This is a genomic window from Streptomyces sp. NWU339 (genome assembly GCF_003143855.1).
Classification (GTDB): Bacteria; Actinomycetota; Actinomycetes; order Streptomycetales; family Streptomycetaceae; genus Streptomyces.
This window is the reverse complement of record NZ_QFRK01000018.1, coordinates 142,479-162,618: the sequence shown is the minus strand read 5'-3', so window position 1 is coordinate 162,618 and position 20,140 is coordinate 142,479. Positions and strand designations below refer to the sequence as shown.

Annotated in this window: 17 protein-coding genes and 6 pseudogenes; 11 read left to right on the top strand and 12 right to left on the bottom strand. The window is 69.8% G+C overall.

The window, feature by feature from the left end:
* Positions 1-599 (top strand): peptidase dimerization domain-containing protein (locus tag DIZ27_RS22210; protein WP_258308502.1); only part of this gene is annotated, 599 nt, incomplete at its 5' end.
* A gap of 269 nt (positions 600-868) precedes the next feature.
* Here the strand turns inward: DIZ27_RS22210 and DIZ27_RS47265 are convergent.
* The 3 genes and pseudogenes from DIZ27_RS47265 to DIZ27_RS22200 all read right to left on the bottom strand — a co-directional run bounded on the left by DIZ27_RS47265 (position 869) and on the right by DIZ27_RS22200 (position 2,245).
* Positions 869-1,024, bottom strand: coding sequence for a hypothetical protein (locus DIZ27_RS47265; protein WP_258308501.1), 156 nt, complete (start codon positions 1,022-1,024; stop codon positions 869-871).
* A gap of 259 nt (positions 1,025-1,283) precedes the next feature.
* Positions 1,284-1,478, bottom strand: a pseudogene (locus DIZ27_RS47260) (hypothetical protein); the annotation flags it as partial.
* A 149-nt stretch (positions 1,479-1,627) separates the two neighbouring features.
* Positions 1,628-2,245 carry a DUF421 domain-containing protein gene (locus DIZ27_RS22200; protein WP_109380188.1) on the bottom strand — a complete coding sequence of 206 codons (618 nt, stop codon included), beginning with the start codon at positions 2,243-2,245 and terminating at the stop codon, positions 1,628-1,630.
* A gap of 360 nt (positions 2,246-2,605) precedes the next feature.
* Between DIZ27_RS22200 and DIZ27_RS22195 the strand changes: the two genes are divergently transcribed.
* Positions 2,606-3,472, top strand: coding sequence for a theronine dehydrogenase (locus DIZ27_RS22195; RefSeq protein ID WP_309074890.1), 867 nt, complete (start codon positions 2,606-2,608; stop codon positions 3,470-3,472).
* Between the two features lie 227 nt (positions 3,473-3,699).
* Positions 3,700-6,210, top strand: a complete 2,511-nt coding sequence (locus DIZ27_RS22190) for an ATP-dependent Clp protease ATP-binding subunit (protein WP_109380187.1) — start codon at positions 3,700-3,702, stop codon at positions 6,208-6,210.
* A 91-nt stretch (positions 6,211-6,301) separates the two neighbouring features.
* On the opposite strand, the gene DIZ27_RS45845 is transcribed toward DIZ27_RS22190, so the two are convergent.
* The 3 genes from DIZ27_RS45845 to DIZ27_RS22175 form a co-directional block, all read right to left on the bottom strand.
* Positions 6,302-6,607: a transposase gene (locus DIZ27_RS45845; protein ID WP_109380186.1), complete on the bottom strand. Its 306-nt coding sequence runs from the start codon at positions 6,605-6,607 to the stop codon at positions 6,302-6,304.
* Positions 6,608-7,198: 591 nt separating this feature from the next.
* A complete protein-coding gene (locus tag DIZ27_RS22180) occupies positions 7,199-8,647 on the bottom strand; it encodes an NAD(P)/FAD-dependent oxidoreductase (RefSeq protein ID WP_109380185.1) in 1,449 nt (482 codons plus the stop codon).
* Between the two features lie 87 nt (positions 8,648-8,734).
* Complete coding sequence (locus DIZ27_RS22175; RefSeq protein WP_109380184.1) at positions 8,735-9,400, bottom strand: isochorismatase family protein; 666 nt, start codon at positions 9,398-9,400, stop codon at positions 8,735-8,737.
* A gap of 212 nt (positions 9,401-9,612) precedes the next feature.
* Between DIZ27_RS22175 and DIZ27_RS45840 the strand changes: the two genes are divergently transcribed.
* The 3 genes and pseudogenes from DIZ27_RS45840 to DIZ27_RS45835 all read left to right on the top strand — a co-directional run bounded on the left by DIZ27_RS45840 (position 9,613) and on the right by DIZ27_RS45835 (position 11,272).
* Complete coding sequence (locus DIZ27_RS45840) at positions 9,613-9,762, top strand: hypothetical protein (RefSeq protein WP_181383636.1); 150 nt, start codon at positions 9,613-9,615, stop codon at positions 9,760-9,762.
* Positions 9,763-9,807: 45 nt separating this feature from the next.
* Positions 9,808-10,973 (top strand): annotated as a pseudogene (locus tag DIZ27_RS22165) (IS3 family transposase).
* A gap of 20 nt (positions 10,974-10,993) precedes the next feature.
* A complete protein-coding gene (locus DIZ27_RS45835; RefSeq protein ID WP_181383639.1) occupies positions 10,994-11,272 on the top strand; it encodes a hypothetical protein in 279 nt (92 codons plus the stop codon).
* Here the strand turns inward: DIZ27_RS45835 and DIZ27_RS22160 are convergent.
* Positions 11,188-11,855 (bottom strand): annotated as a pseudogene (locus DIZ27_RS22160) (maleylpyruvate isomerase N-terminal domain-containing protein). The gene DIZ27_RS45835 and the pseudogene DIZ27_RS22160 overlap by 85 nt on opposite strands.
* A gap of 227 nt (positions 11,856-12,082) precedes the next feature.
* Between DIZ27_RS22160 and DIZ27_RS48800 the strand changes: the two are divergent.
* The 4 genes and pseudogenes from DIZ27_RS48800 to nhaA all read left to right on the top strand — a co-directional run.
* Positions 12,083-12,328 (top strand): annotated as a pseudogene (locus tag DIZ27_RS48800) (carboxymuconolactone decarboxylase family protein); the annotation flags it as partial.
* A 109-nt stretch (positions 12,329-12,437) separates the two neighbouring features.
* Complete coding sequence (locus DIZ27_RS47255) at positions 12,438-12,569, top strand: hypothetical protein (protein WP_258308500.1); 132 nt, start codon at positions 12,438-12,440, stop codon at positions 12,567-12,569.
* Entirely contained in the window at positions 12,566-13,033 is a 468-nt protein-coding gene (locus tag DIZ27_RS47250; protein WP_109380183.1) for a hypothetical protein, read from the top strand. Before DIZ27_RS47255 ends, DIZ27_RS47250 begins: the two co-directional genes overlap by 4 nt.
* A gap of 68 nt (positions 13,034-13,101) precedes the next feature.
* Complete coding sequence (gene nhaA, locus DIZ27_RS22145) at positions 13,102-14,925, top strand: Na+/H+ antiporter NhaA (RefSeq protein ID WP_109380198.1); 1,824 nt, start codon at positions 13,102-13,104, stop codon at positions 14,923-14,925.
* 100 nt (positions 14,926-15,025) lie between these two features.
* Here nhaA and DIZ27_RS22140 read toward each other — a convergent pair whose 3' ends face one another.
* The 5 genes and pseudogenes from DIZ27_RS22140 to DIZ27_RS22120 form a co-directional block, all read right to left on the bottom strand.
* Entirely contained in the window at positions 15,026-15,337 is a 312-nt protein-coding gene (locus DIZ27_RS22140) for a hypothetical protein (protein ID WP_258308499.1), read from the bottom strand.
* 589 nt (positions 15,338-15,926) lie between these two features.
* Positions 15,927-17,060 (bottom strand): helix-turn-helix domain-containing protein, encoded by a 1,134-nt coding sequence (locus DIZ27_RS22135; RefSeq protein ID WP_258308498.1) that lies wholly within the window; start codon positions 17,058-17,060, stop codon positions 15,927-15,929.
* Positions 17,061-17,188: 128 nt separating this feature from the next.
* Positions 17,189-17,449: pseudogene (locus DIZ27_RS22130) on the bottom strand (catalase-related domain-containing protein); the annotation flags it as partial.
* A gap of 54 nt (positions 17,450-17,503) precedes the next feature.
* Positions 17,504-17,734 (bottom strand): annotated as a pseudogene (locus tag DIZ27_RS47245) (ATP-binding protein); the annotation flags it as partial.
* 256 nt (positions 17,735-17,990) lie between these two features.
* A complete protein-coding gene (locus DIZ27_RS22120) occupies positions 17,991-18,701 on the bottom strand; it encodes a glycoside hydrolase family 11 protein (RefSeq protein WP_109380182.1) in 711 nt (236 codons plus the stop codon).
* A 1,056-nt stretch (positions 18,702-19,757) separates the two neighbouring features.
* Between DIZ27_RS22120 and DIZ27_RS22115 the strand changes: the two genes are divergently transcribed.
* Positions 19,758-19,997 carry a hypothetical protein gene (locus DIZ27_RS22115; protein ID WP_146228977.1) on the top strand — a complete coding sequence of 80 codons (240 nt, stop codon included), beginning with the start codon at positions 19,758-19,760 and terminating at the stop codon, positions 19,995-19,997.
* The last annotated feature ends 143 nt before the right edge of the window (positions 19,998-20,140 follow it).

The window sequence follows — 20,140 nt, the reverse complement described above, 5'->3', positions numbered from 1 at the left end:
CAKTCGTGCTGGCCGCGATGATCGTCGTACGCCTGCAGACCGTCGTCTCCCGGGAACTGGCCGCCACGACCCCGGCCGTGGYCACGGTCGGCAGCATCCACGCGGGCACCGGCCCCAACGTCATTCCCGACAGCGCCGTCATCGAGCTCAACGTGCGCACCTACGACGACGCCACGCGCCGCCACGTCCTGGACGCGATCACCCGGATCGTCCGTGCCGAGTGCGCGGCGTCCCGCTCGCCCGGGGAGCCCGAGATCGAGCGGACCACCTCCTTCCCGCCCACCGTCAACGACGAGGCGGCGACCCGGAGGGTCGCCGAGGCGTTCGCCGCGCACTTCGGAAAGGACGCGCACACCATCGACCTGCAGACCGCGAGCGAGGACATGAGTGAGATCCCCGGGGCGTTCGGMGTGCCGTTCACCTACTGGGGCATCGGATGCGTCGACCCCGCCCGCTACGCCGAGGCCGCCCGCAGGGGCACCCTCGACCAGGACATCCCCGTCAACCACAGCCCCGCCTTCGCCCCYCTCGTCCAGCCCACCCTGGACACCGGCGTCCGCGCCCTGACCGTGGCCGCCCTCGCCTGGCTCGGCACCTGACACGAGCCCGGCCGTCGGAGGAGGCGCGGCAGACGGTGATCCGCACCGGAGCCGGATTACTCGCCGGCCCAGGCCGTGACACGGCAGTAGATCATGCGGCCCCCAGGCTCGGTGCGGCGATGATCTTTGCTGTCCACCGCGAGCCGCTTCGGTCGCCACAGCGACCGCCGCCAGTTCGTCATGCCGATGCGGGGATAGCCAAACCGAGCCGCTTATGAGGGCTTTCGGCTGACTGGGGACGGTCCGGCGCACCGGCCCGTCCGGCTCCGTCAGGGGATGATCTTGATGGCGCTCTGCCAGTTCCGCCCAAGGGGCTCCTGGACGGCGATATGCAGGAACCCGATCGCCTCCAACTCCCGAGCGCGCCGCAGCGGACCGACGTCCATCGGGCGCATCGAAGCCGAGCGGACGAACTCGGCGACCATGTCCTTGGCGGGCCTGGTCGTCCCCCGCGATGAGGACGTCCAGGGGGTAGCCGTGGGCCTCGCCGCTCTCCAGCAGGGTGGCGAAGGTGGTGTTGAACGCCTTGACCACTTTGGCGTCCGGGCCCGTGAGCTGCTGGATCTCTTCGGCCGCCGAGGCGTCCGGCGGGGTCACCCGCCCATCCATGGTGGAGAAGTCCACCGGGTTGGAGATGTCCACCAGGACCTGCCCGGCCAGGTCGTCGCGTGCGGCCCTAGCGACGTCCAGGGCGGCGTTGTAGGGCATGGCGAACACGGTCATGTCAGCCGTACCGCTGGAGGGCGCGTACTCGACGCTGCCATCCGGGAACCGCTGGGTCATCTCGTCGGCGACCGGCCGCCCGCTCTCCGCGCTGGGGTTGACCAGGCGCACGGCATGGCCGCCGGTGAGCGCGCGGACGGCGAGGCTGCGGCCCATGTTCCCGGTTCCCACGATGTTGATGTTCACGGCTGTGCCTTCCTGCCCTGAAGAGGTGAGGCGAATTCAGCTCGTCCTGGTGCTCGGGCACGGGGGCATCGCTCTGGAACAGCTCGCCCCCGATGTCATGGCAAGGGCGGCATCGAGCGCTATATGCCACCACCGGTGGGCTCGCCGCGCTCGCTCGGCCCGTCCTTTTCCGTACGGGTGGAGCGGGAGCGCAGGAGGTGCTCGATCGCCGCGAGCCTGCTCTCCAGCCCGGCGATGTCGGCCCGGGTCGCCTTCATCTCCTCGGGCCTCGGTACGACGACGAGCCGGCCGTCGGGTTCCAGGCGCCCGAGGGCGACGCCCTTGATCGTCCCGCCGGTCTGGGTGCGCACCGCGTGCTCCAGCTTCCCGGACCGCAGCGCCAGGCGCTTCACGGATCGCTCCACGACCTTGCCGTCCTTGATGACGGTGGTCGAGTTGCCCTCCAGCACGCGGGCGGCGTGCGGGTCCAGCACCTGCCACCGGTTCAGCGCAGCGTTGACGGCGACCAGGGTGACGGCGCCGATCACTCCGCCGAGCAGGCTTGTGTCGTTGCCGATGATGGCGTTCTGAACGACGTTCGACAGCAGGAAGATGACGACGAAGTCGAAGGTGTTGAGATTCGCCAGGCCCCGCTTCCCGGTGAACCGGAAAAGGGCCACGATCACCACGTAGACCAATACCGTCCGCCGCACCTTGTCCACGACCGGGATCTGGACCGTCAGCAGCTCCTGCCACATGGCACCCCCGCGGGCGACATCGGGTGATGAATAGGGCAAATGCACTGGCGGCTACTGAATCCGGCGACCGCCGGAGGCGGGACGGCGGTCATCCCGCGTTCGCCGGGTTTCCTCGCGTCCTTCCGCAGTATCCGGCATCCGGTGCGGGCCCGGACAGCTCACAGAGAAGGCGGCGGAGATGAAAGCGGTCACCGTGGTGCCCGGCGAACCCGAGCGGGTGGAGGTCCCGGAGGTGCCCGAGCCGGCGCCGGAGGAAGGCGCGCTGGTCGTCGAGGGCCATCTGCTGGGCGTCTGCGGGACCGACATCGCCATCGTGGAGGGCGCGGCTACGGCGAGCCGCCGCCCGGCCAGGATCGGTCGGTGGTCGGCCATGAGTCGCTCGGGGTGGTGCTTGAGGCTCCGGACGGCTCCGGCTTCAGCGCCGGGGACCCGGTCGCGGGCATCGTACGGCGCCCCGATCCGGTGCCGTGCGAGCCGCGCTCCCACGGCGAGTGGGACTTCTGCCGCAACAGGCAGTACACGGAGCGCGGGATCAAGGGAAGGAACGGCTACGGTGCCGAGCGGTGGAGGATCGAACCGGACTACGCGATCCGGCTCGCCCCCGGGCTCGGGGCCTACAGGGTGCTGCTGGAGCCCGCCTCGGTGTTGGCCAAGGCGTGGGAGCAGACCGACCGCATCTTCAACCGGGCCTCATGGAAGCCCGAGGTGGTACTGATGACCGGCGCGGGACCGATCGGCCTGCTCGCGGCGCTGCTGGGTATCCAGCGCGGACTCGAGGCGCACGTCCTGGACCTGCACGCCAAGGGGCCGAAACCAGACCTGGTGGACGATCTGGGCGCCACATTCCACGCGGGGGACGTCCAGGACATCGAATTGGAGCCCGACGTCGTCATCGAGTGCACCGGGGCTGGCCCTCTGGTCTTCTCGCTCACCAGCGTGGTGGGGCCCAACTCCGTCATCTGCCTCGCCGGTATCTCGTCCGGTTCGCGGAAGATCCCGCTCGGCCTGGACGAGCTCAACAAGGAGATGGTGCTGGAGAATCTGGTGGTGTTCGGATCTGTCAACGCCGGGCGGCGGAACTACCAGCAGGCCGCGGACGCGCTGGCCAAGGCCGACCGGAGCCGGCTGGAGCGGCTGATCACCCGCCGGGTCCCGATGGACGAATACACCGACGCCCTGCACAAGACCCCGGACGACGTGAAGGTCGTCGTCGACCTGCGAGCCTGAGGGGGCCCGCGGCCGGGCGCACCCGGCCGGGCTGACGGCATCCGGCTGCCGAGGCGCGGCGGGCCGTCTGCCACCGCCGCCCCGGCAGCCGGCAAAGCGTAACCGCAAAGGGTTCGCCAGTGGCGCTCCCGCCGACTCGCCGATGCCCCGGCCCGGGACCAGACTTGAGGGGTGGCAGCCCGGCCGTGCGCCGGTCTGAAACCCGTTCCGCATTCAAGGTGATCACCATGTCGACGCCGTTGTTCGGATCGCAGGATCCCTTCGCCGACCTTCTCAACCGCTTCTTCGGAATGAGCCCGCTGACCTCGCCTCCGGCCGTCCAGCGGGTGCCCATCGGCAAGCTTCTGAGCGCGTCCGCCCAGGAACTGCTCTCCATAGCCTCGGAGCAGGCGGTCAAGGACGGCAGCAGCGAGCTGGACACGGACCATCTGCTGTGGGCCGCCACCCAGGTAGGGCCGTCGCGTAGCGTGCTGGAGCAGGCCGGGGTCGATCCGGACCGCCTCGCCTCCGAGCTGCTGCCCGCCCTCGCCAAGGGCAGCGGGGCCGCCGAGCCGTCCCTGACACCCGCGGCCAAGCGCGCCCTGCTGGACGCCCATGTGCGCTCCCGAGCCGCGGGCGCCTCGTACATCGGCCCCGAGCACATCCTCGCCGCCCTCCTCGCCGCCCAGGAGAGCGGCGCGGGCCAGGCGCTGCGCGGCGAGGGCGCCGCACCAAAGACGGTGACCCGGGCGGCGGCCGGGCCCCCGAGCACGACGCCCACGCTGGACGAGTACGGCCGGGACCTGACCGCGGAGGCCCGGGACGGACGGCTTGACCCGGTGGTCGGCCGCGCCGAGGAGATCGAGGAGACCATCGAGGTCCTGTCCCGGCGGACCAAGAACAACCCCGTCCTCATCGGCGAGCCCGGCGTGGGCAAGACCGCGATCGTGGAGGGCCTGGCCCAGCGGATCGTGGCCGGCCAGGTGCCGCGCAGCCTGAAGGACCGCAGGGTCGTCGGCCTCGACCTGGCGGGCCTGGTGGCCGGAACACGGTACCGGGGGGACTTCGAGGAGCGGCTGAAGAAGGTCATCGACGAGGTCACAGCCGACGAGAACACCATCCTGTTCGTCGACGAGCTGCACACCGTCGTCGGCGCGGGCTCCGGCGGAGAGGGCTCCATGGACGCCGGGAACATCCTCAAGCCCGCGCTCGCCCGCGGCGAGCTGCATGTCGTCGGCGCCACGACCATGGACGAATACCGCCGGTATGTGGAGAAGGACGCCGCGTTGGAGCGCCGCTTCCAGCCTGTCATGATCCCCGAGCCCACCGTCGAGGAGACGGTGCAGATTCTGGAGGGCCTGCGCGACTCCTACGAGGCGCACCACCAGGTCCGCTTCTCCGACGACGCGCTGCGCGCCGCCGCCGACCTGTCCGCCCGCTACCTGACGGAGCGGTTCCTGCCTGACAAGGCCATCGACCTCCTCGACCAGGCGGGCGCCCGGGTGCGGCTGCGCAGCCTGGGCCACAGCGGGGAGGCGCTGGAGATCGAGGACCGCCGCGACCAGCTGCGGCGCGAGGTCGACGAGGCGGTGTCCGACGAGAACTACGAGCGGGCCGCAAAGCTCAAGGAGCGCATCAAGGAACTGGACCTGGAGAAGGCGGCGGTCACCGAGAAGCGCGAGGGCGTAGTGGAGGTGACGGTGAACGACATCGCCGATGTGCTGTCCCGGCGCACCGGCATCCCCGTCAGCCAGCTCGCGCAGAGCGAGCGGGAGCGCCTGATGAAGCTGGAGGAACGCCTCCACGCCAAGGTGATCGGCCAGGACGAGGCCGTCACCGCGGTGGCGCAGGCAGTGCGCCGCGGCCGGGCCGGACTGAGCGACCCCAACCGGCCGACCGGCAGCTTCCTGTTCCTCGGCCCCACCGGAGTGGGCAAGACCGAGCTGGCCAAGACCCTGGCAGCCGAGCTCTTCGGCGACCCGGACCGCATGGTGCGCTTCGACATGAGCGAGTTCCAGGAGAAGCACACTGTCTCCCGCCTCGTCGGGGCGCCGCCCGGATACGTCGGCTACGAGGAGGCCGGGCAGCTCACCGAGGCCGTGCGGCGCAGGCCGTACTCCGTCGTCCTGTTCGACGAGATCGAGAAGGCCCACCCGGATGTGTTCAACCTGCTGCTCCAGGTTCTCGAAGACGGCCGTTTGACGGACGCTCAGGGCCGCACCGTCAACTTCCGCAACACCGTGGTCATCATGACCAGCAACATCGGCTCGCAGCGCATCCTGGCCCACCACGGCGACATCGACGCGATCCGCGACGACCTCCTCGCGGACCTGCGCGGCCATCTGCGGCCCGAATTCCTCAACCGGATCGACGACGTCATCGTCTTCCACGGCCTCGGCCGGGACGAACTGCTGCGCATCGTGGACCTGTTGCTGGACAACAGCCGCCGCCTGCTGCGCGCCCAGAACATCACCATGGAGGTGGAGCAGAGCGCCAAGGAATGGCTTATCGACCACGGCTACCAGCCCGAGTTCGGGGCGCGCCCGCTGCGCCGCACCATCCAGTCGCAACTGGACAACAAGATCTCCAACATGCTGCTCGACGGGACGCTGAACGCCGGGGACACCGTGATGGTGGGGGTCGACGACAGCGGGCTGGTCTGCACCCTGGGCGCCCCCACGCCCTCGCGGACCCACGAGGAGGCGCAGGCCGCCGCCGCACAGGAGGCCGCCCGCACCAACCCTCCTGACGCGGAATAGGCGAAGAAGGCGAGCAGCCCGTCGGGTCCCGGCCGACCGGGACCCGGGCTCACCAAGCCCCTCAGGCGGGCCCGGTCCCGGAATTTGCCGATCATGCCGCTGTCTCCAACGCCAGGAGGGTGTGCTTCGCGGCCGGGCCTCCGGCGTAGCCGCCCGCCGAGCCGTCGGACCGCACCACCCGGCGCAACTCTTCCCGTTCCGTGCTCGTCAGCTCGCCCAGTGCCCCTGGCCCGCGGTCGATCGTGTCCTGCTTGACCCGGTTCCGCAGTCCCTCGGCACTGACCCCGGTCTCCCGGGCGACCTCGGTGACGGTCTTGCCGGAGGACCGGACCAGCGCGACCGCGCCGCGCTTGAACTCCTCCCTATACCGCCTGCTGCGGTTGCTCTCGCTTCCCACCTGGCACTGCTTCCTCTGGGCTCTCACGTCCCGGTCTCCAGGTGTCCACGATCAAGGGGAAGCTTCAGGACACCGCCCAGCGCCCGTAACGCACGTCCGCAACAGGGGCCTGACCAGGCGTGGACGGGTCTGCGGTGACGCCGGCGCTGCCATGGTCGGGGTTGGTCGGGTGGCGGGCGTGCCGTCTGCACCGATGACGGCGGTTTGTTGAGGCCCGGGTGGTCTGCGCTGCCTCGGCCTTGGAGCGTGGTTCCCAGGCCGAGGCAGCGGCATGAGCCAGACCGCCACGGAGCGTGGGCTGCGGGTCGCGGCGCTGGCGGCTGCTGGGGATGTCTCGGCGGTCGTGGCGTCAGCCCGGCTGGACTGGGTTGAGCTTCGGTTCAGCGGGTTTTTGCTGCCATGTGACCCATGCGTGGGCGGCAGTCGGCCGCCTTGGTAAGCGCGCCCGCTCACGAGCGCGGGTGAGCCCTGCGCTGCGGTTCTTCCATGGGGGTACGGATTGAGACCGACCAACTCCCCTGGGTCATTGATTTTGGCCACCGCCTTCTTGGACGGCTGCCTCTGCGGGGCCGGCTCGACGACAACGCGGGGTCAATCTCGGTTAGCGTCGGGCGGTGCCTGTCCGGCCGGTTCCTTGCGGCGCGGCGCCCCCTGGTCCAGGGCGTCGAAGAGGAGGTTGAGGCCCTCACCCATGGTGGGGTGGGTGATGACGGCGTTGCGGACCTGCTGGTAGGGCATGCGGCCGAGGATGGCCATCTGCACGGCGGCGATGACTTCCCCGGCGTTGTGTCCCAGCAGAGCGGCGCCGAGGATCTGGCCCGTCTCGGCATCGACGACGGCCTTCCACGTCCCCACTGTGTCATTGAGGGTCTTGGCCCGTGGGATTGCGGAGACCTGGAGCCGGGCCACTTTGACGTCGTGCCCCTGGGCACGGGCCTCGGTCTCGGTGAGCCCGACGCGCGCGAGCTCGGGGGTGATGAACACGGTGTAGGGCACGAGCCGGCCGGTGGTGGTGGCGTCGCGGCCGGTGAGGTTGGCCCGCAGGATGCGGAAGTCGTTCCAGGAGGCGTGGGTGAACTGCGGGCTGCCGGCTACGTCCCCGGCGGCCCAGACATGGTCGGCGGTGGTTCGTAGGTGGTTGTCGACGGCGACGAACCCGCGCTTGGTGAGCTCGACGCCCGCCGTGTCCAGGCCGAGGTCGGCGGTCACAGGGGTGCGCCCGGTGGCCACGAGCAGCTCTTGGGCGCGGACGCTGGAGCCGTCCGCGAGGGTGACGACCACGTCGCCGTGCCCGGGCTCGCGGCGCACGGCACTCGCACGGGCCCCGAGGTGGACGTCGACGCCCTGGTCGGTGAGGATGTCGGCCACCTGGCCGGCGACGTCCGGGTCCTCACGCGGCAGCAGCTGGTCGCGGCCCTGCAGCAGGGTCACGCGCGTGCCGAAGACGGCGAACATCGAGGCGAACTCGCACCCGACGTACCCACCCCCGATGATCAGCAGCGTCTCGGGCAGGCGCTCCAGGTGCAGGATCGTCTCGGAATTCCACACCTCCGCCTCGGTGACGCCGGGCAGAGCCGGCACGGCCGGGGTGGTCCCGGTATTGACGACGACGTCCCGGCCGCGCACCACCCGGGTGGTGCCGTCGTTGGTGCGAATCTCCACGGTGCGTTCGCCCACGAAACGGGCGGTACCCAGGATGAAGTCCATACCCGAGTCGGCGAACATCTTGGCGTGCGCGCTGACCATCCCGCCGACGACCCCTTCCACGTGCGCGCGGAGCCTGTCCAGATCGACGGCGGGCTCACCGCTGATCTCGACGCCCCTCTCGGCGGCGTTACGCGCGGTGAGGAGGGTCCGCGCCGAGCCGACGAGCGTCTTAGTGGGGATGCACGCAACGTTGATGCAGGTGCCCCCGATCTTGTCCCGCTCGACCATGACAACGCGCCAGCCGGCCTTCGCCCGGTCCATCGCCAGGGACTTCCCGGCCTTGCCGTCGCCGACCACCAGCAGGTCGACGTCCTCGATGTCCTCGTCGCTCATCTCGTCCTCCCTCAGTCGCTCCGGCCGCCAAAAACGTCGGTCGGACTGTTCGGGTCTCTCATCGCCGCTCGACGTGCTGCGCGGACCTCAAGGCCGGGCCGGCGTCGCTCCCATGGCCTTGACCGCCTCGTCGGTCGTGATGACCGAGTTGGCGACGAAGCCGAAGTTGACGACCGCGCCGGGGTAGCCGTCGCCGAGCCGGGGATGATTCGGCGCGGCCGTGGCGTCCTTGACGACGGCGACCTCGAAGCCCTGCTCGACGAGCTCGCGCAGGTGGGACTCGACGCACAGGTTGGCCAGCATGCCGGCGAGGATGACCTTGGTCTTGCCGAGCTTGCGCAACTGGAGGACCAGGTCGTTGGCCTGGGGTCCGAAGACCTTGTGGGGGCTGGTCACGATGGTCTTGCCGTCGTCGATGTACTGCTTGTACTGCTCGAGCCAGTCGGCACCGGACCCCTCGAAGCCCTCCATGCTCAGTGCGCTCGGGCGGGCGAACATGCCTGTCTCGTGCATCATCTGCTCGACCGGGCCGCCGAAACGCCAGCCCTGGTCGGTCGGGTAGTAGTAGTGGGGCGAGATCACCACGTCGTAGCCGTTGCGCTTGGCGCTGCTGAAGAGCTGGTCGAGGTGCTCGACCGTGCCGATCTCGAGGATCTTGTCCCCGACCAGACCCCACGCGGCGCCCTTCTCGCTGAGGACGTCGTTCTGCGGATCCGTGACGACGAAGGCGGTGTCCTGCGGGTTGATGTCCATGCCAGAACTCCGAGGGTGAAGTGATGGGCCCTAGCCCCAAGCCCGCGGCTTCTCGGTCGTCGGCTACTTACAGCGTGCTGCGAGCGGCCCCCAGCGGCATCCTGAGGCGGAGCCACCCACCCCCGCCCTTTACTGACTTCGGCGCTTGGGGGTCTCTTCGCTGTCGGTCTGCCTGGTTGGCGGTGCGGGGTGGCAGCGTTACACCGGAAGGTATGAGGTACTCAGACGGTGGCGGGATAACCGCCAGGGAACGCGCGCGACGGGAGGCGCTGCGGATGCGGGCCGCTGAACTGTTCGCGGCCGGGGTCACCGCGCCGGAGGTCGCCGAGCGGCTGCGGGGGGTCCGCTGCACGGACTGGTGACATCTGATCTGGCTTGCCTGTGGGGCGGCCTGGAAGGATGTTGCTGTGCCTGTCCCGTATCCCCAAGAGTTCCGTGACGACGTCGTGCGTGTGGCCCGCAACCGTGAGAAGGGCGTCACCCTTGCGTAGATCGCGAAGGACTTCGGTGTCCATGAGATGACGCTGTCGAAGTGGCTGCGCCAGGCCGCCGTGGAAGACGGTGAGGAGCCTGGTGCCACGAGGTCCGAGTCCGCGGAGAACCGCGAGCTGAAGAAGCGGATCAGGCTGCTGGAGCAGGAGAACGAGGTCCTGCGCCGGGCTGCGGCGTATCTGCCGCAGGCGAACCTGCCGGGAAAAGGCTCTACCCGCTCGTGAGAGAGCTCGCCGCCGACAAGATTCCGGTCGCGGTTGCGTGCCGGGTACTGGGGCTTGCCCGTCGGCACTACTACCGGTGGCTTCGCCGGCCGGTGACCGAGGCCGAGATCACCGAGGCCCACCGGGCGAACGCGCTGTTCGACGCCCATCGCGACGATCCCGAGTTCGGCTACCGGTTCCTCGCCGGGGAAGCCGAGATGGCTGGCGAGCGAATGAGTGAACGGACCGCGTGGCGTATCTGCCGGGACAACGCCTGGTGGTCAGCGTTCGGGAAGAAGCGGTCGAAGACAGGCAAGAAGCCCGGGCCGCCGGTGCACGACGATCTCGTCCAGCGGAATTTCACCGCCGGCGCGGTGAACGAGCTGTGGCTGACGGACATCACCGAACACTCCACCAGTGAAGGCAAGTTGTATCTGTGCGCGGTCAAGGGCGCGTTCTCCGGCCGGATCGTCGGCTACAGCATCGACAGCCGGATGCAAGCACGGCTCGCGGTGAACGCGCTGAACAACGCCGTCGCCAGGAGAGGTGACGTGTCCGGCTGCACCGTCCACTCCGATCGCGGTTCGCAGTTCAGGTCGCGGAAGTTCATGCACGCCCTGAATCGTCACGATCTCGTCGGGTCGATGGGAGGGGTCGGCGCCGCCGGCGACAATGCGGCTATGGAGTCCTTCTTCGCACTTCTGCAGAACAACGTCCTTGATCGCCGCACCTGGGCCACCCGCGAGGCCCTCCGCACCGCGATCGTGACGTGGATCGAACGGACCTGCCACCGGCGCCGCCGACAACTACGGCTGGGCCGGTTGACCCCCATCGAGTACGAGATCACCATGAAGCCCGCCGCAGCTCTGGCGGCATGAAACCCGACTGTCACCTATCCGTGCAGCAGACCCTCCGCTACCGCCGCAGAAAGCCCGGCAGCCAGGACCCCCAAACCCCTGAGCCCTCCATCCGGCCTGGCTTCGCGGACATGGATGACCTGCCAGGCAAGCCGGTACACGTCACGCTGGTACTCAAGAACCAGCGCGGCGCCACCGTGCTCGACCGACAGAGCAGCGCCACCCCGCAACCCGGCTATCCCAACGGCCGCAACTGCGCGCCAGGCGGCCACCAGTCGCGCCTGACGGGCACGGAAGAGGGCTCGCTGATCCCACGCTGACCGTGTGCTCCACCGGGGACCTGCGGTCGTTGCGCTGACGGGGCGAACCTGATGTCGTCGATCTTGAGCGGTGGCGACCGCCGAGGGGTCGTGCACACGGGCTCCCCCTGCGGCGATGGCTTTACGAGCCCCACACCCTCCGCGGGCGGTCCCGCCGTGCCCGGGAGATGCGCGACCAGGTCGAGGTGGTGCAGCGTCCACTCCAGGACGTACGCGGAGAGGTAGTCTCCCGCGGTGAGGATCTCGTCGCGGGTGCCGACCCGGAGGCCCGGGTCGGCGAGTTCGGCTGCGCGCCCGGCGGCGGAGCCGACGTCGTCGGGGTGGAACTTGAGCAGTCGCGGCTCCTCGTACGCGGCGGCCAGCCGGACGATCAGCGCGTCGAGCGGGTCGGCGGCGTTTCGGCGACGCCCCAGTAGGTCACCGCGTCGCGGGTCGGTTCCGTCTCGGCGGGCGTCACGAGAGTGATCAGGACATCCTGTGTGTCGATGATCAGGTGACACACCAGGCTCCGCACGAGCCAGCAGGTACAGCCGGACGGCCGCGTGAAGTCCTCGTCCGCGAGCTCGGCGACCGTCGTGCGCAAGGCTGTCCACGAGGGGGAAGCCGCCGTCCTGTTCGGCGATGGGCGTCACCACGCCGAGGGCGGTGGCTGCGCTGTCGGGGCCGGGCAGCGGAACGAGGTCCGAGAAGGACGAGACGCCCGGCACAGGTGAGAGAACCGGTAGAACGGGAACAGTTCCCGAGGTATCCGGTGGATATGCAAGGAAAGGTCGTTTGAGGTGAGCGGACCGGTCAGTACCGCCGACGTCCCTGCCGGCCGGGCCGGGACCGGCCGTCTGGAGCCGCCGTGCCCGGACCGAGGTCGCCAGGGCCGCCCGCGACGCAGGTTCGAACCGGACTCTAACCGAACCGGTCGGCATCCGCGCGTCACAGATCGACGGCTGCGCCTCCTGTTCGGATGTTCACGTGCGCGCCGCGGTCAGGGGCGAAGAGCCCCTTCAGCGCATCGCCGTTCTGCCCGTCTGTCGTGACACCGGCCTGTTCGCCCCGGACGAACGCGCTGCTGTGGTCCTGACCGCATCCCTCACCGCCTTCCCGGCCCCGTATCCAGGACCAGGACCACGCCGAAGCCGCCCGGCACCTGACATCCGAGCAGACTTCGGCCGTGACCTGGGCCGTCCTCACCATCCATGCCATCAACCGCGTGCCGGTCGTCAGCCGTCATACCGTGCCGAGCCGGGCGGTCGCCGCACCGCTTGCGGTCCGCCCCAAGAGCCTGCAGGAGGGTCCCGCATGACCACCACCGTCCGCGACAACCCCGAGCAGCGCCGCTACGAGATCCACGACGGGCAGACCCCGGCGGGTTTCTCCGCCCACAGGACCACCGGCCGGAAGAACGCCTTCCCGCCCACCGAGCCCCTCCCGGAGTTCTCCGGCTGCGGCCCGGTCCGGCAACCGGTCGCCGCCGAGCCGGAGGATGCCCGCATCCGGGACCCGGCGGTTCTGCCGTTCCGTCCCTGCGTCCGCAAGACCACCGCCCAGGACCCCGAGGCGTATGGCGGACCTCGTACCCGAGGAAGAACGGCACCACTTCGGTCTCCCCGGGACGGAGACGACGTGGCCACGACACGACGCCGGAGCAACCACTCTCCCCCGGGCGCCTCTGCGGTCCGGGACCCCCGCTGCGGAAGGCGGCCGGCGCTCCACCACCGGAGCGGGGGCGCCTACGGGGGCAGCGGAACGGCGCGGTGGCAACGGTGATGCGGAAGAACAGCACGCGGAAGAACAACGCCCAGGCTCCCCAGACCCCGGCCGGGAGGCGCACGCTGGTGGCTCAGCTCGCCGACCGGGTGCGCGACTTCCTGACGACCGAGACAGGCAGCGTCGGCCTGCTCCTGGCCGCTGTCGTGGTGGCCCTGGTGTGGGCGAACTCGCCCTGGTCGGACGCGTACACATCGCTGTGGGCGACCGAGGCGTCCTTCTCGCTCGGCAGTGCCACTTTGTCGATGGACCTGGGGCACTGGGTCAGCGACGGCCTGATGGCCCTGTTCTTCTTCGTCATCGGCCTGGAGGTCCGGTACGAGATCTCCGTGGGCGTGCTGACCGACCGCCGGCGTGCCGTGATCCCGGCCCTGGCCGGGATCGGCGGCATGCTCGTCCCCGCGTTGCTGTACCTGGCGGTTGCCCCCGGGGGCGAGGCCGCCAGGGGGTGGGGCGTGGTCATCGGCACCGACACGGCGTTCATGCTGGGGGCTCTCACCCTGGTCGGCCCCCGGTTCGTCACGCAACTGCGTGTTTTCCTGCTGGCCATCACCGTTGTCGACGACATCGTGGCCGTCGCCGTGATCGGCCTGGTCTACTCGGGGGCGCTCCACCTGCCGTCTCTGCTGCTCACGATCGCTCTGTGCGTGGTCCTGGCCGGGCTGACCCGCCTGGGCCTTTGGCATACGGCCCCGTATGTGCTGGTCGTTCTCGCGCTGTGGCTCGCCGCCCTCGAAGCCGGCCTGCATGCCTCCATCGCCGGCATGCTCGGCGGTCTGCTCATCCCCGCCCACACCCCCGCACGCCAGGTGGTGGAACGGGCCGCCCGGCTCTTCCGGGCCTTCCGTCAGTCCCCCAGCCCGGATGTGGGTCTGGCGGCACGCAGGGGGCTGAAACGCGCCGTCTCTGTCAACGAGCGGCTGCAGACGGTGCTCCACCCCTGGGCGAGTTACGTCGTCGTCCCGTTGTTCGCGCTGGCCAACGCCGGCATCGACCTGCGCGGCGGTGTCCTCGCCGACGCTCTGTCCTCCTCGGTCACCTGGGCCGTCGTCATCGGCCTGGTCGTCGGCAAATTCCTGGGTCTGGGAGGCGGCGCTCTGCTCGGTGCCCGCCTCGGCCTCGGCAAGCTCCCGCAGGGAGTCGGCCCGGGCCAGGTCCTGGGAGGCGGCGTCCTGTCCGGGATCGGCTTCACCGTCTCCCTGCTGATCGCCGGACTCGCCTTCACCCACCCGGTCCTGCGCGCCCAGGCGACCGTCGGCGTCCTGCTGGCGGCCGTGCTCGCCACGGTCCTGGGATGGCTGACGTTCCGCCTCGCCGCGGTCCTGGGCGGCGAGACGGACGCCGACCTGCCCCGTACCCTCGACCGCCCCGTCGACCCGGCCACGGACCACCTTGCCGGCTCCCCAAACGCGCCCCTGACCCTGGTGGAATACGGCGACTACCAATGTCCCTTCTGCGCCCATGCCACCGGTGTCGCCCAGGAACTGAAGCAGCGATTCGGCGACCGGCTCCGCTACGTCTTCCGGCACCTGCCGCTCCCCGACGTGCACGAGCACGCCGAGCTCGCCGCCCGGGCAGCCGTCGCCGCAGACGCGCAGGGGCGCTTCTGGCAGATGCACGACCTGCTCTTCACCCACCAGGACCAGCTCGAATTCGACGACATCGTCGGCTACGCCGCCCGCATAGGCCTCGATGTCGAGAAGTTCCTCCGGGACCTCGACGAGGAGCACACGGCCGCCCGGGTCCGGGCCGACGCCGCCAGCGCCGAAGCCAGCGGAGCCCGCGGCGTCCCGACCTTCTTCATCGGCAACCGCCGCCACACCGGACCCCACGACGCGGCGACACTCGCCCGCGAACTCGAGGCATCCGACCCTCACGGCCACCCGGCATGACCGCACCGTTCCTCGTTGTGTTCTTCGCGGTCCTGCAAGAGGGCCGCACCAAGGTGTGGGCCGACCCGAACCTACGTGTCCGGGCCGGCCGGGAGTTCGGTCAGCAGAGGGGGACGCCAGGGAGTAGGGCGGCCGGGTGGTCGATGTAGATGTTGCTGATGAAGCCGTTCTGGTCCCGCAGCTTGCTCCACCAGTTGTTGGCGCAGCCCTCGGCGTTCACCGTGTCGCCCTGCTTCTGGCACAGGCCCCGCACGCTGGTGGGGCCGCTGAGCGTGGTCACCACCGGCGCGCTCAGGCGGGCGTCGCTGCACACCCGGACGCCGCTGCCCCACGTCATGAACGGCGTGCCGGCGCCGCTGCAGGCGTTGCCGCTGGTGAGGTAGTACTGGCTGTAGCTGCCGGGGTAGGACATCGGGGCCGATCACCTCGCCACTGCACGGTGATCACCGTCTACCGCTATATCCCGTTCCGATATTCCAAGCGCCGCCAATTGCATCGGATGCGAATAGGCGACACCCGTTCTGGAGATTGCTCCTGAGCCGCGCGGAAGCGGCTCTACCAGGGACGTTGACCTCGACATAGCGCGGAATCACGGTAGCGGTCGCGGCGGCGGTCACCTGTGGGACTCACTCCATCGAGCGATTGAACTGCGAAGGCGCCCCCGAGTCGCATCTGATGCGAAATTTTCGCATCAGATGCGATAGACGGAGAGTGATGGCGGACGGGTGGGGACGGTCTGGTGCCGGGGTCGGCTCAACTACGTCTGGTCGACGGCCTGCCGCTGCTGCGGCCGGACGAGCAGATCTTCGAGGCGATGCTGACGGGGTGGCGCAACCATGGGCGACCTACCGTCTCCCCTCCCGGAGCCCGTCGCCGACCTGATGCGGGCCTACGTCCGATCCCGCCGCCACCTGCCCTACGCCAACAACGGAAGCTCCCGCTGGCTCTTTCCCGGCCGCCAGCCAGGGCAGCCGATGAACCCGGTCGGCCTCCAAGCCCACCTACACGAGATCGGTGTTCCTCCGCAGCGCGGCAGGACCTCCGCGATACCGCCGGCTCGTCCTCCAGGCCCCGGCCCCGTGATCGCCAAGGCTCTCGGCCACCACGACAAGACCACCACCCGCCTGGTCACCGAAGCCGGCGGAACCTGGAGCCGATACGCCCGCGGCGACCGCACACGGTGACTGTGAGGTCTCAGGACTTCCTTGACGGTCCTTCTGGGTGCCCATGCCTTTGACGTAGAGCATGGTGATCGGTCCGGGGTTCTTGCGGGGCCTGCCGGCGAGTTCGTCTTCCCCGTGCAGGATCCGGTAGTGGGTGTCCTCGATGACGACGGTGACGACCTTTCCGGCATGCCACGGACCGAGCTTGATGAGCTGTCCGTTGATCATGAAACGGCCGCTCGCGTGCACCTTCCGCTGGGCCCGGACGGCCTCGGCCGGCAGGGGCGGAGGAGGCAGCGGAGACGTCGCCGTCCGCGCCCCGCTGATCTGCCCCAGACGGTCGGCCGGAACGGGGCAGGGCCATGTCCCCCTCAGGGCGTTGTCGGCGATGGCATGCATCAGGTGCCCGTCCAGCCGGAGGGTGACCGTGCGGCCGGCGAGGGCGAACTCGACCTGGTAGCGGCCTCCGGCCAGGCAGACGATCCCGTCACGCAGGACCTTGCGGTCGGCCTCGACCGGTTTGCCGGCGGCGAGGATGGCCGTGCCGCTGCCGGTCCTGGGCAGGGCGGTGGGTGCGGGCTCGGGCCCGGCCGGGTGGGCGCCGTAGCGCATGGTCAGGTAGGCGATGTCCTCCGGCCGCAGCCGGGACGGGACGGTGGTGACCGGGTGCCCGTCGAGGAGGAAGTGGACGCTGCGGTGGTTCGCCCAGACGGTCAGCGTCCTGCCGGCCAGGGCCTGATGGATGCCGACGCGCTGCCTGCTCGCCACCAGGGTGATCTCGCCGCTGGGCGGCACCCGCACGTCGAACTCGACCGCGGTCCCCTGCGGCGGCAGCGCCGGCGGTTCGACGACATCGACGGACAACTCCGGCTCGACCACCGTCTGTTCGAGATTTTCGTCGTCGCGGACGTCACGCTGCTGGCGCAGGGCAGCCGGGCGCTCGCCGCACGCCTGGCCGACGGCGGGGAACAATGAGGTGACGTACCCCGGGAGTCACCTTGCCCGGGCCGTGGCGAGAGTTCTCTCCGGCCCCGGGCGAGGTGGCCCCCGCCCGGCTCACGCCCCGACCGCGCGCCGCCCCGGCGGGCTCAACGCGGGTCTCATGCCTTGTGCTGCATGGTGCGCCGGGCGGGATTGCCTTGTTCGGCAGCCTTGGGATCCTTCTCCTTCTCCTTGGCCTTGGCGCGAACACCGTCGGCGATGCCCTTGCCGATGTTCTCGCCGCTGTCGGCCCAGTACTCGAAGGCCCGCTCGCGGGCGGGTCCGGTGACACCGTTGAGGAGGTGTCCGACGACGTTGTCGACCAAGCGGTCCCGGGCGGCGTCGTCCACGACCTCGCGCACCAGGGTGCCGGGCTGCCCTCAGCCCGGCTCGACCTCTTCCGACCTGCACCGTCACGCCGAGGAACTCGGTGGTCACTCGATCCCGTAAAGAGCCGCCAGGTCGACCAGGAGCAGATCGTCACGGCCGGCCGCGGCCTCGATCAGGTCCGGATAGAACCCATGCAGGGAGAACAGGGCCGGGGTGGTGCCCGTGGTGTCGTGGCCCTGGTCGGTGAGCAGGGTGCGGGTGTGCTCCAGACGCTGCAGGTCGCCGGTGCCGCGACGGGCGGCGGTGGCCTCGGCCTCGCCGAGGAGATCGACCTGGACCAGTCCGGGATCGGTGGAAGCTCTACGCGTTGACTCCAGCTGCCGGTCGGGGGCCGGTGTTGAGCGTAGTGGTTGGTCTCGTGCTCGTGGGGTGGGATGTCGCCGATCACTGTGTGGAGGTGCTGGTTGTCGAACCGGTCGAGCCTCCCCCAGCCTTCTGCCGGGGGTGCCCCTACCGCGGTGGCGAGTTCGCCACGGCTGCGGGACCCGCCACGAGGACGGAGCCCGCAGCCGGTTGTTCGCCGGACAGAGGTCAGCCGCTGACCGTGATGTTCGAGCTTCCGCTGCTCTGGTAACCCTCGGTGGCCATGATCATGTAGTACCTGAACTGGCCCATGTTCATGCCCGCGCGCGCCCAGGCGTCGAAGTGGCTGCCGGTGGTGATGGTGCCGGAGCCGCTGGTCACCTTCGACTGCCGGACGCTCCAGTACTGGTCGAAGGTGCGGGTGCCCTCGACGGAGGGGGCGTTGTACCGCGTCGTCTTGTAGATGTCGTACGTGCCGCCGTCGCTGTAGACGGTGCCCCTGTACTCGCCGGTGGGCCGGTAGCTGCCCCAGTTGTCGACGATGTAGTACTCCACCAGCGGGTTCGACGTCCAGCCGTAGAGGCAGCCGTAGCCGTTGCCCGACGGGTTGAAGTAGCCGGTGTAGCGGACCGTCCTGCGCCCGCCGGTGTTCCAGCCCTTGCCGGCGACGAAGTTGCCGCAGTTGGTCCACCGGGTGCTGTAACTGCCGCCGCCGTTGAGCGTCATGGAGACGGAGCCGCCGCCGTCGGTCCAGAACGAGTAGTACATGCCGTCGTAGCCGGTCTGGTTGGTGGTGATGGTGGTGGCGGCGTGGGCGGTGCCGGGCAGCAGCAGCCCGGATGCGGTGGCGAGCGCGACGGTGCCGACGCCGCCGAGGAAGCCTCGTCGGCTCAAGCCGCTGAAGGGAGCGGGGTTCTGCTGGATCTGGTCCTGCTGCATGCGTCCTCCCGATGAAGGCTGGTGGGGGGCGGGCGGCTTCTGCTGCCCGCGGCCTTGCATGGAACACGGCGGGGGTCGCCCGTCGTCGTGCCGCAACGACCGACCGCCATCCCCGGTCACACGACGCGGGGGGAATGACGGTCTCCTGTCGTTCGGTGGCCACAGTTTTCGTAGAACGCCATGGACCTGTCAATACTTTCGACATTCTTTCGGAAACAGTTCTTTCACCAGAAGGGGTCTTGAAATTACGTCTTCGCTGGTCAAGCCACCTCTTACGCGAACCGTTGCGGGAGAGGGAATGAGATGAGGAAGGGGCGCAACGCAAGCATGTGAGCAACGTTCGAAACTTTCGAACGGGCGTGGACGCGACTGCGGCGGCCTCACTGGGAACGACTGCGCGCGAACGGCCTGGCCTGGGTCACCGCGTACGACGCGGCGAAATCCGCGACCGTCGCCTACGTCGAGGTGCGGTGCCGCGCGCGGACCCTCGAATCCGTCAGCCTCGCCCTGACGGACGCCTCGGCTCCCTCGACCGCGGGGCGGCGGCCGGGATGAGCGAGCACACCACCCGTCGCCGGCTACAGCGGATGGCCCGGGACAGTGTCATCACCTTCCGCTGCGGCCCGGCCCGCCCCCTCGCGGGGCTCTCGACGCGTGTTCCACCGCACGGTGGTCCCCCGCACCCATCTCGCGGCACGGGCAACGCGCCGGCCCGGAGGGAGGAGGTCCGCCTCGCCGTGTCCGTCAGCGACTCCGACAACCTGCTCGTGATGGTCTGGCTCCGCGGCCCGCACGCCGTCGACCCCTTCGAAGCACAGCTCGCGGAACGCTTCCCGCATCTGAAGATCAGCGACGGCACCGCTTTCCTCCACTCCCGCACACGCATGGGCCGGCTCCCCGACACCACCGGCCGCGCCACCGGATACACCCCCTTCTCCCTGTCGCAGGTTCGACCTCGTTCCACCGCGTCCGGGCGGCATCCCACCAGCCTTCGCCGCACCGCCGCCGGTCTCCGCGATGGTCACTTCTGCGGTGGCCTGGTTGATGCCGAGGATGATGTCGAGCACGTTGCGGCGCGGCAATGGCCACGGCACGGGCGACACCGACGAGGCCGTCGACGTCGCCCAGTCTCTCGGCGGCACGACAGGGAGCATCGACTTCGGCGTCCACCTCGCCGCGACCCTCCCGGTCCCTGGCGGCTACCTCGCCCCGCCCACAGCAGCCCGTACCCGCTCCCGCCCCCAACGGCCGCCAGCCCCGTCGAAGGCCCGACCAGCCGAGTACAGGGCGGACTGAATCGAGGTATCGGCATCCGGCAGACCAGCAGTACCCATCCACCTGATGCCCGATCAGGTCGAGCGTCAAATGAGCGTCGCGGCGATGCACTCCCGTCCATGCGGAATCGGGGCCTTGCATCCGTGATCCCACACACAAGCCTG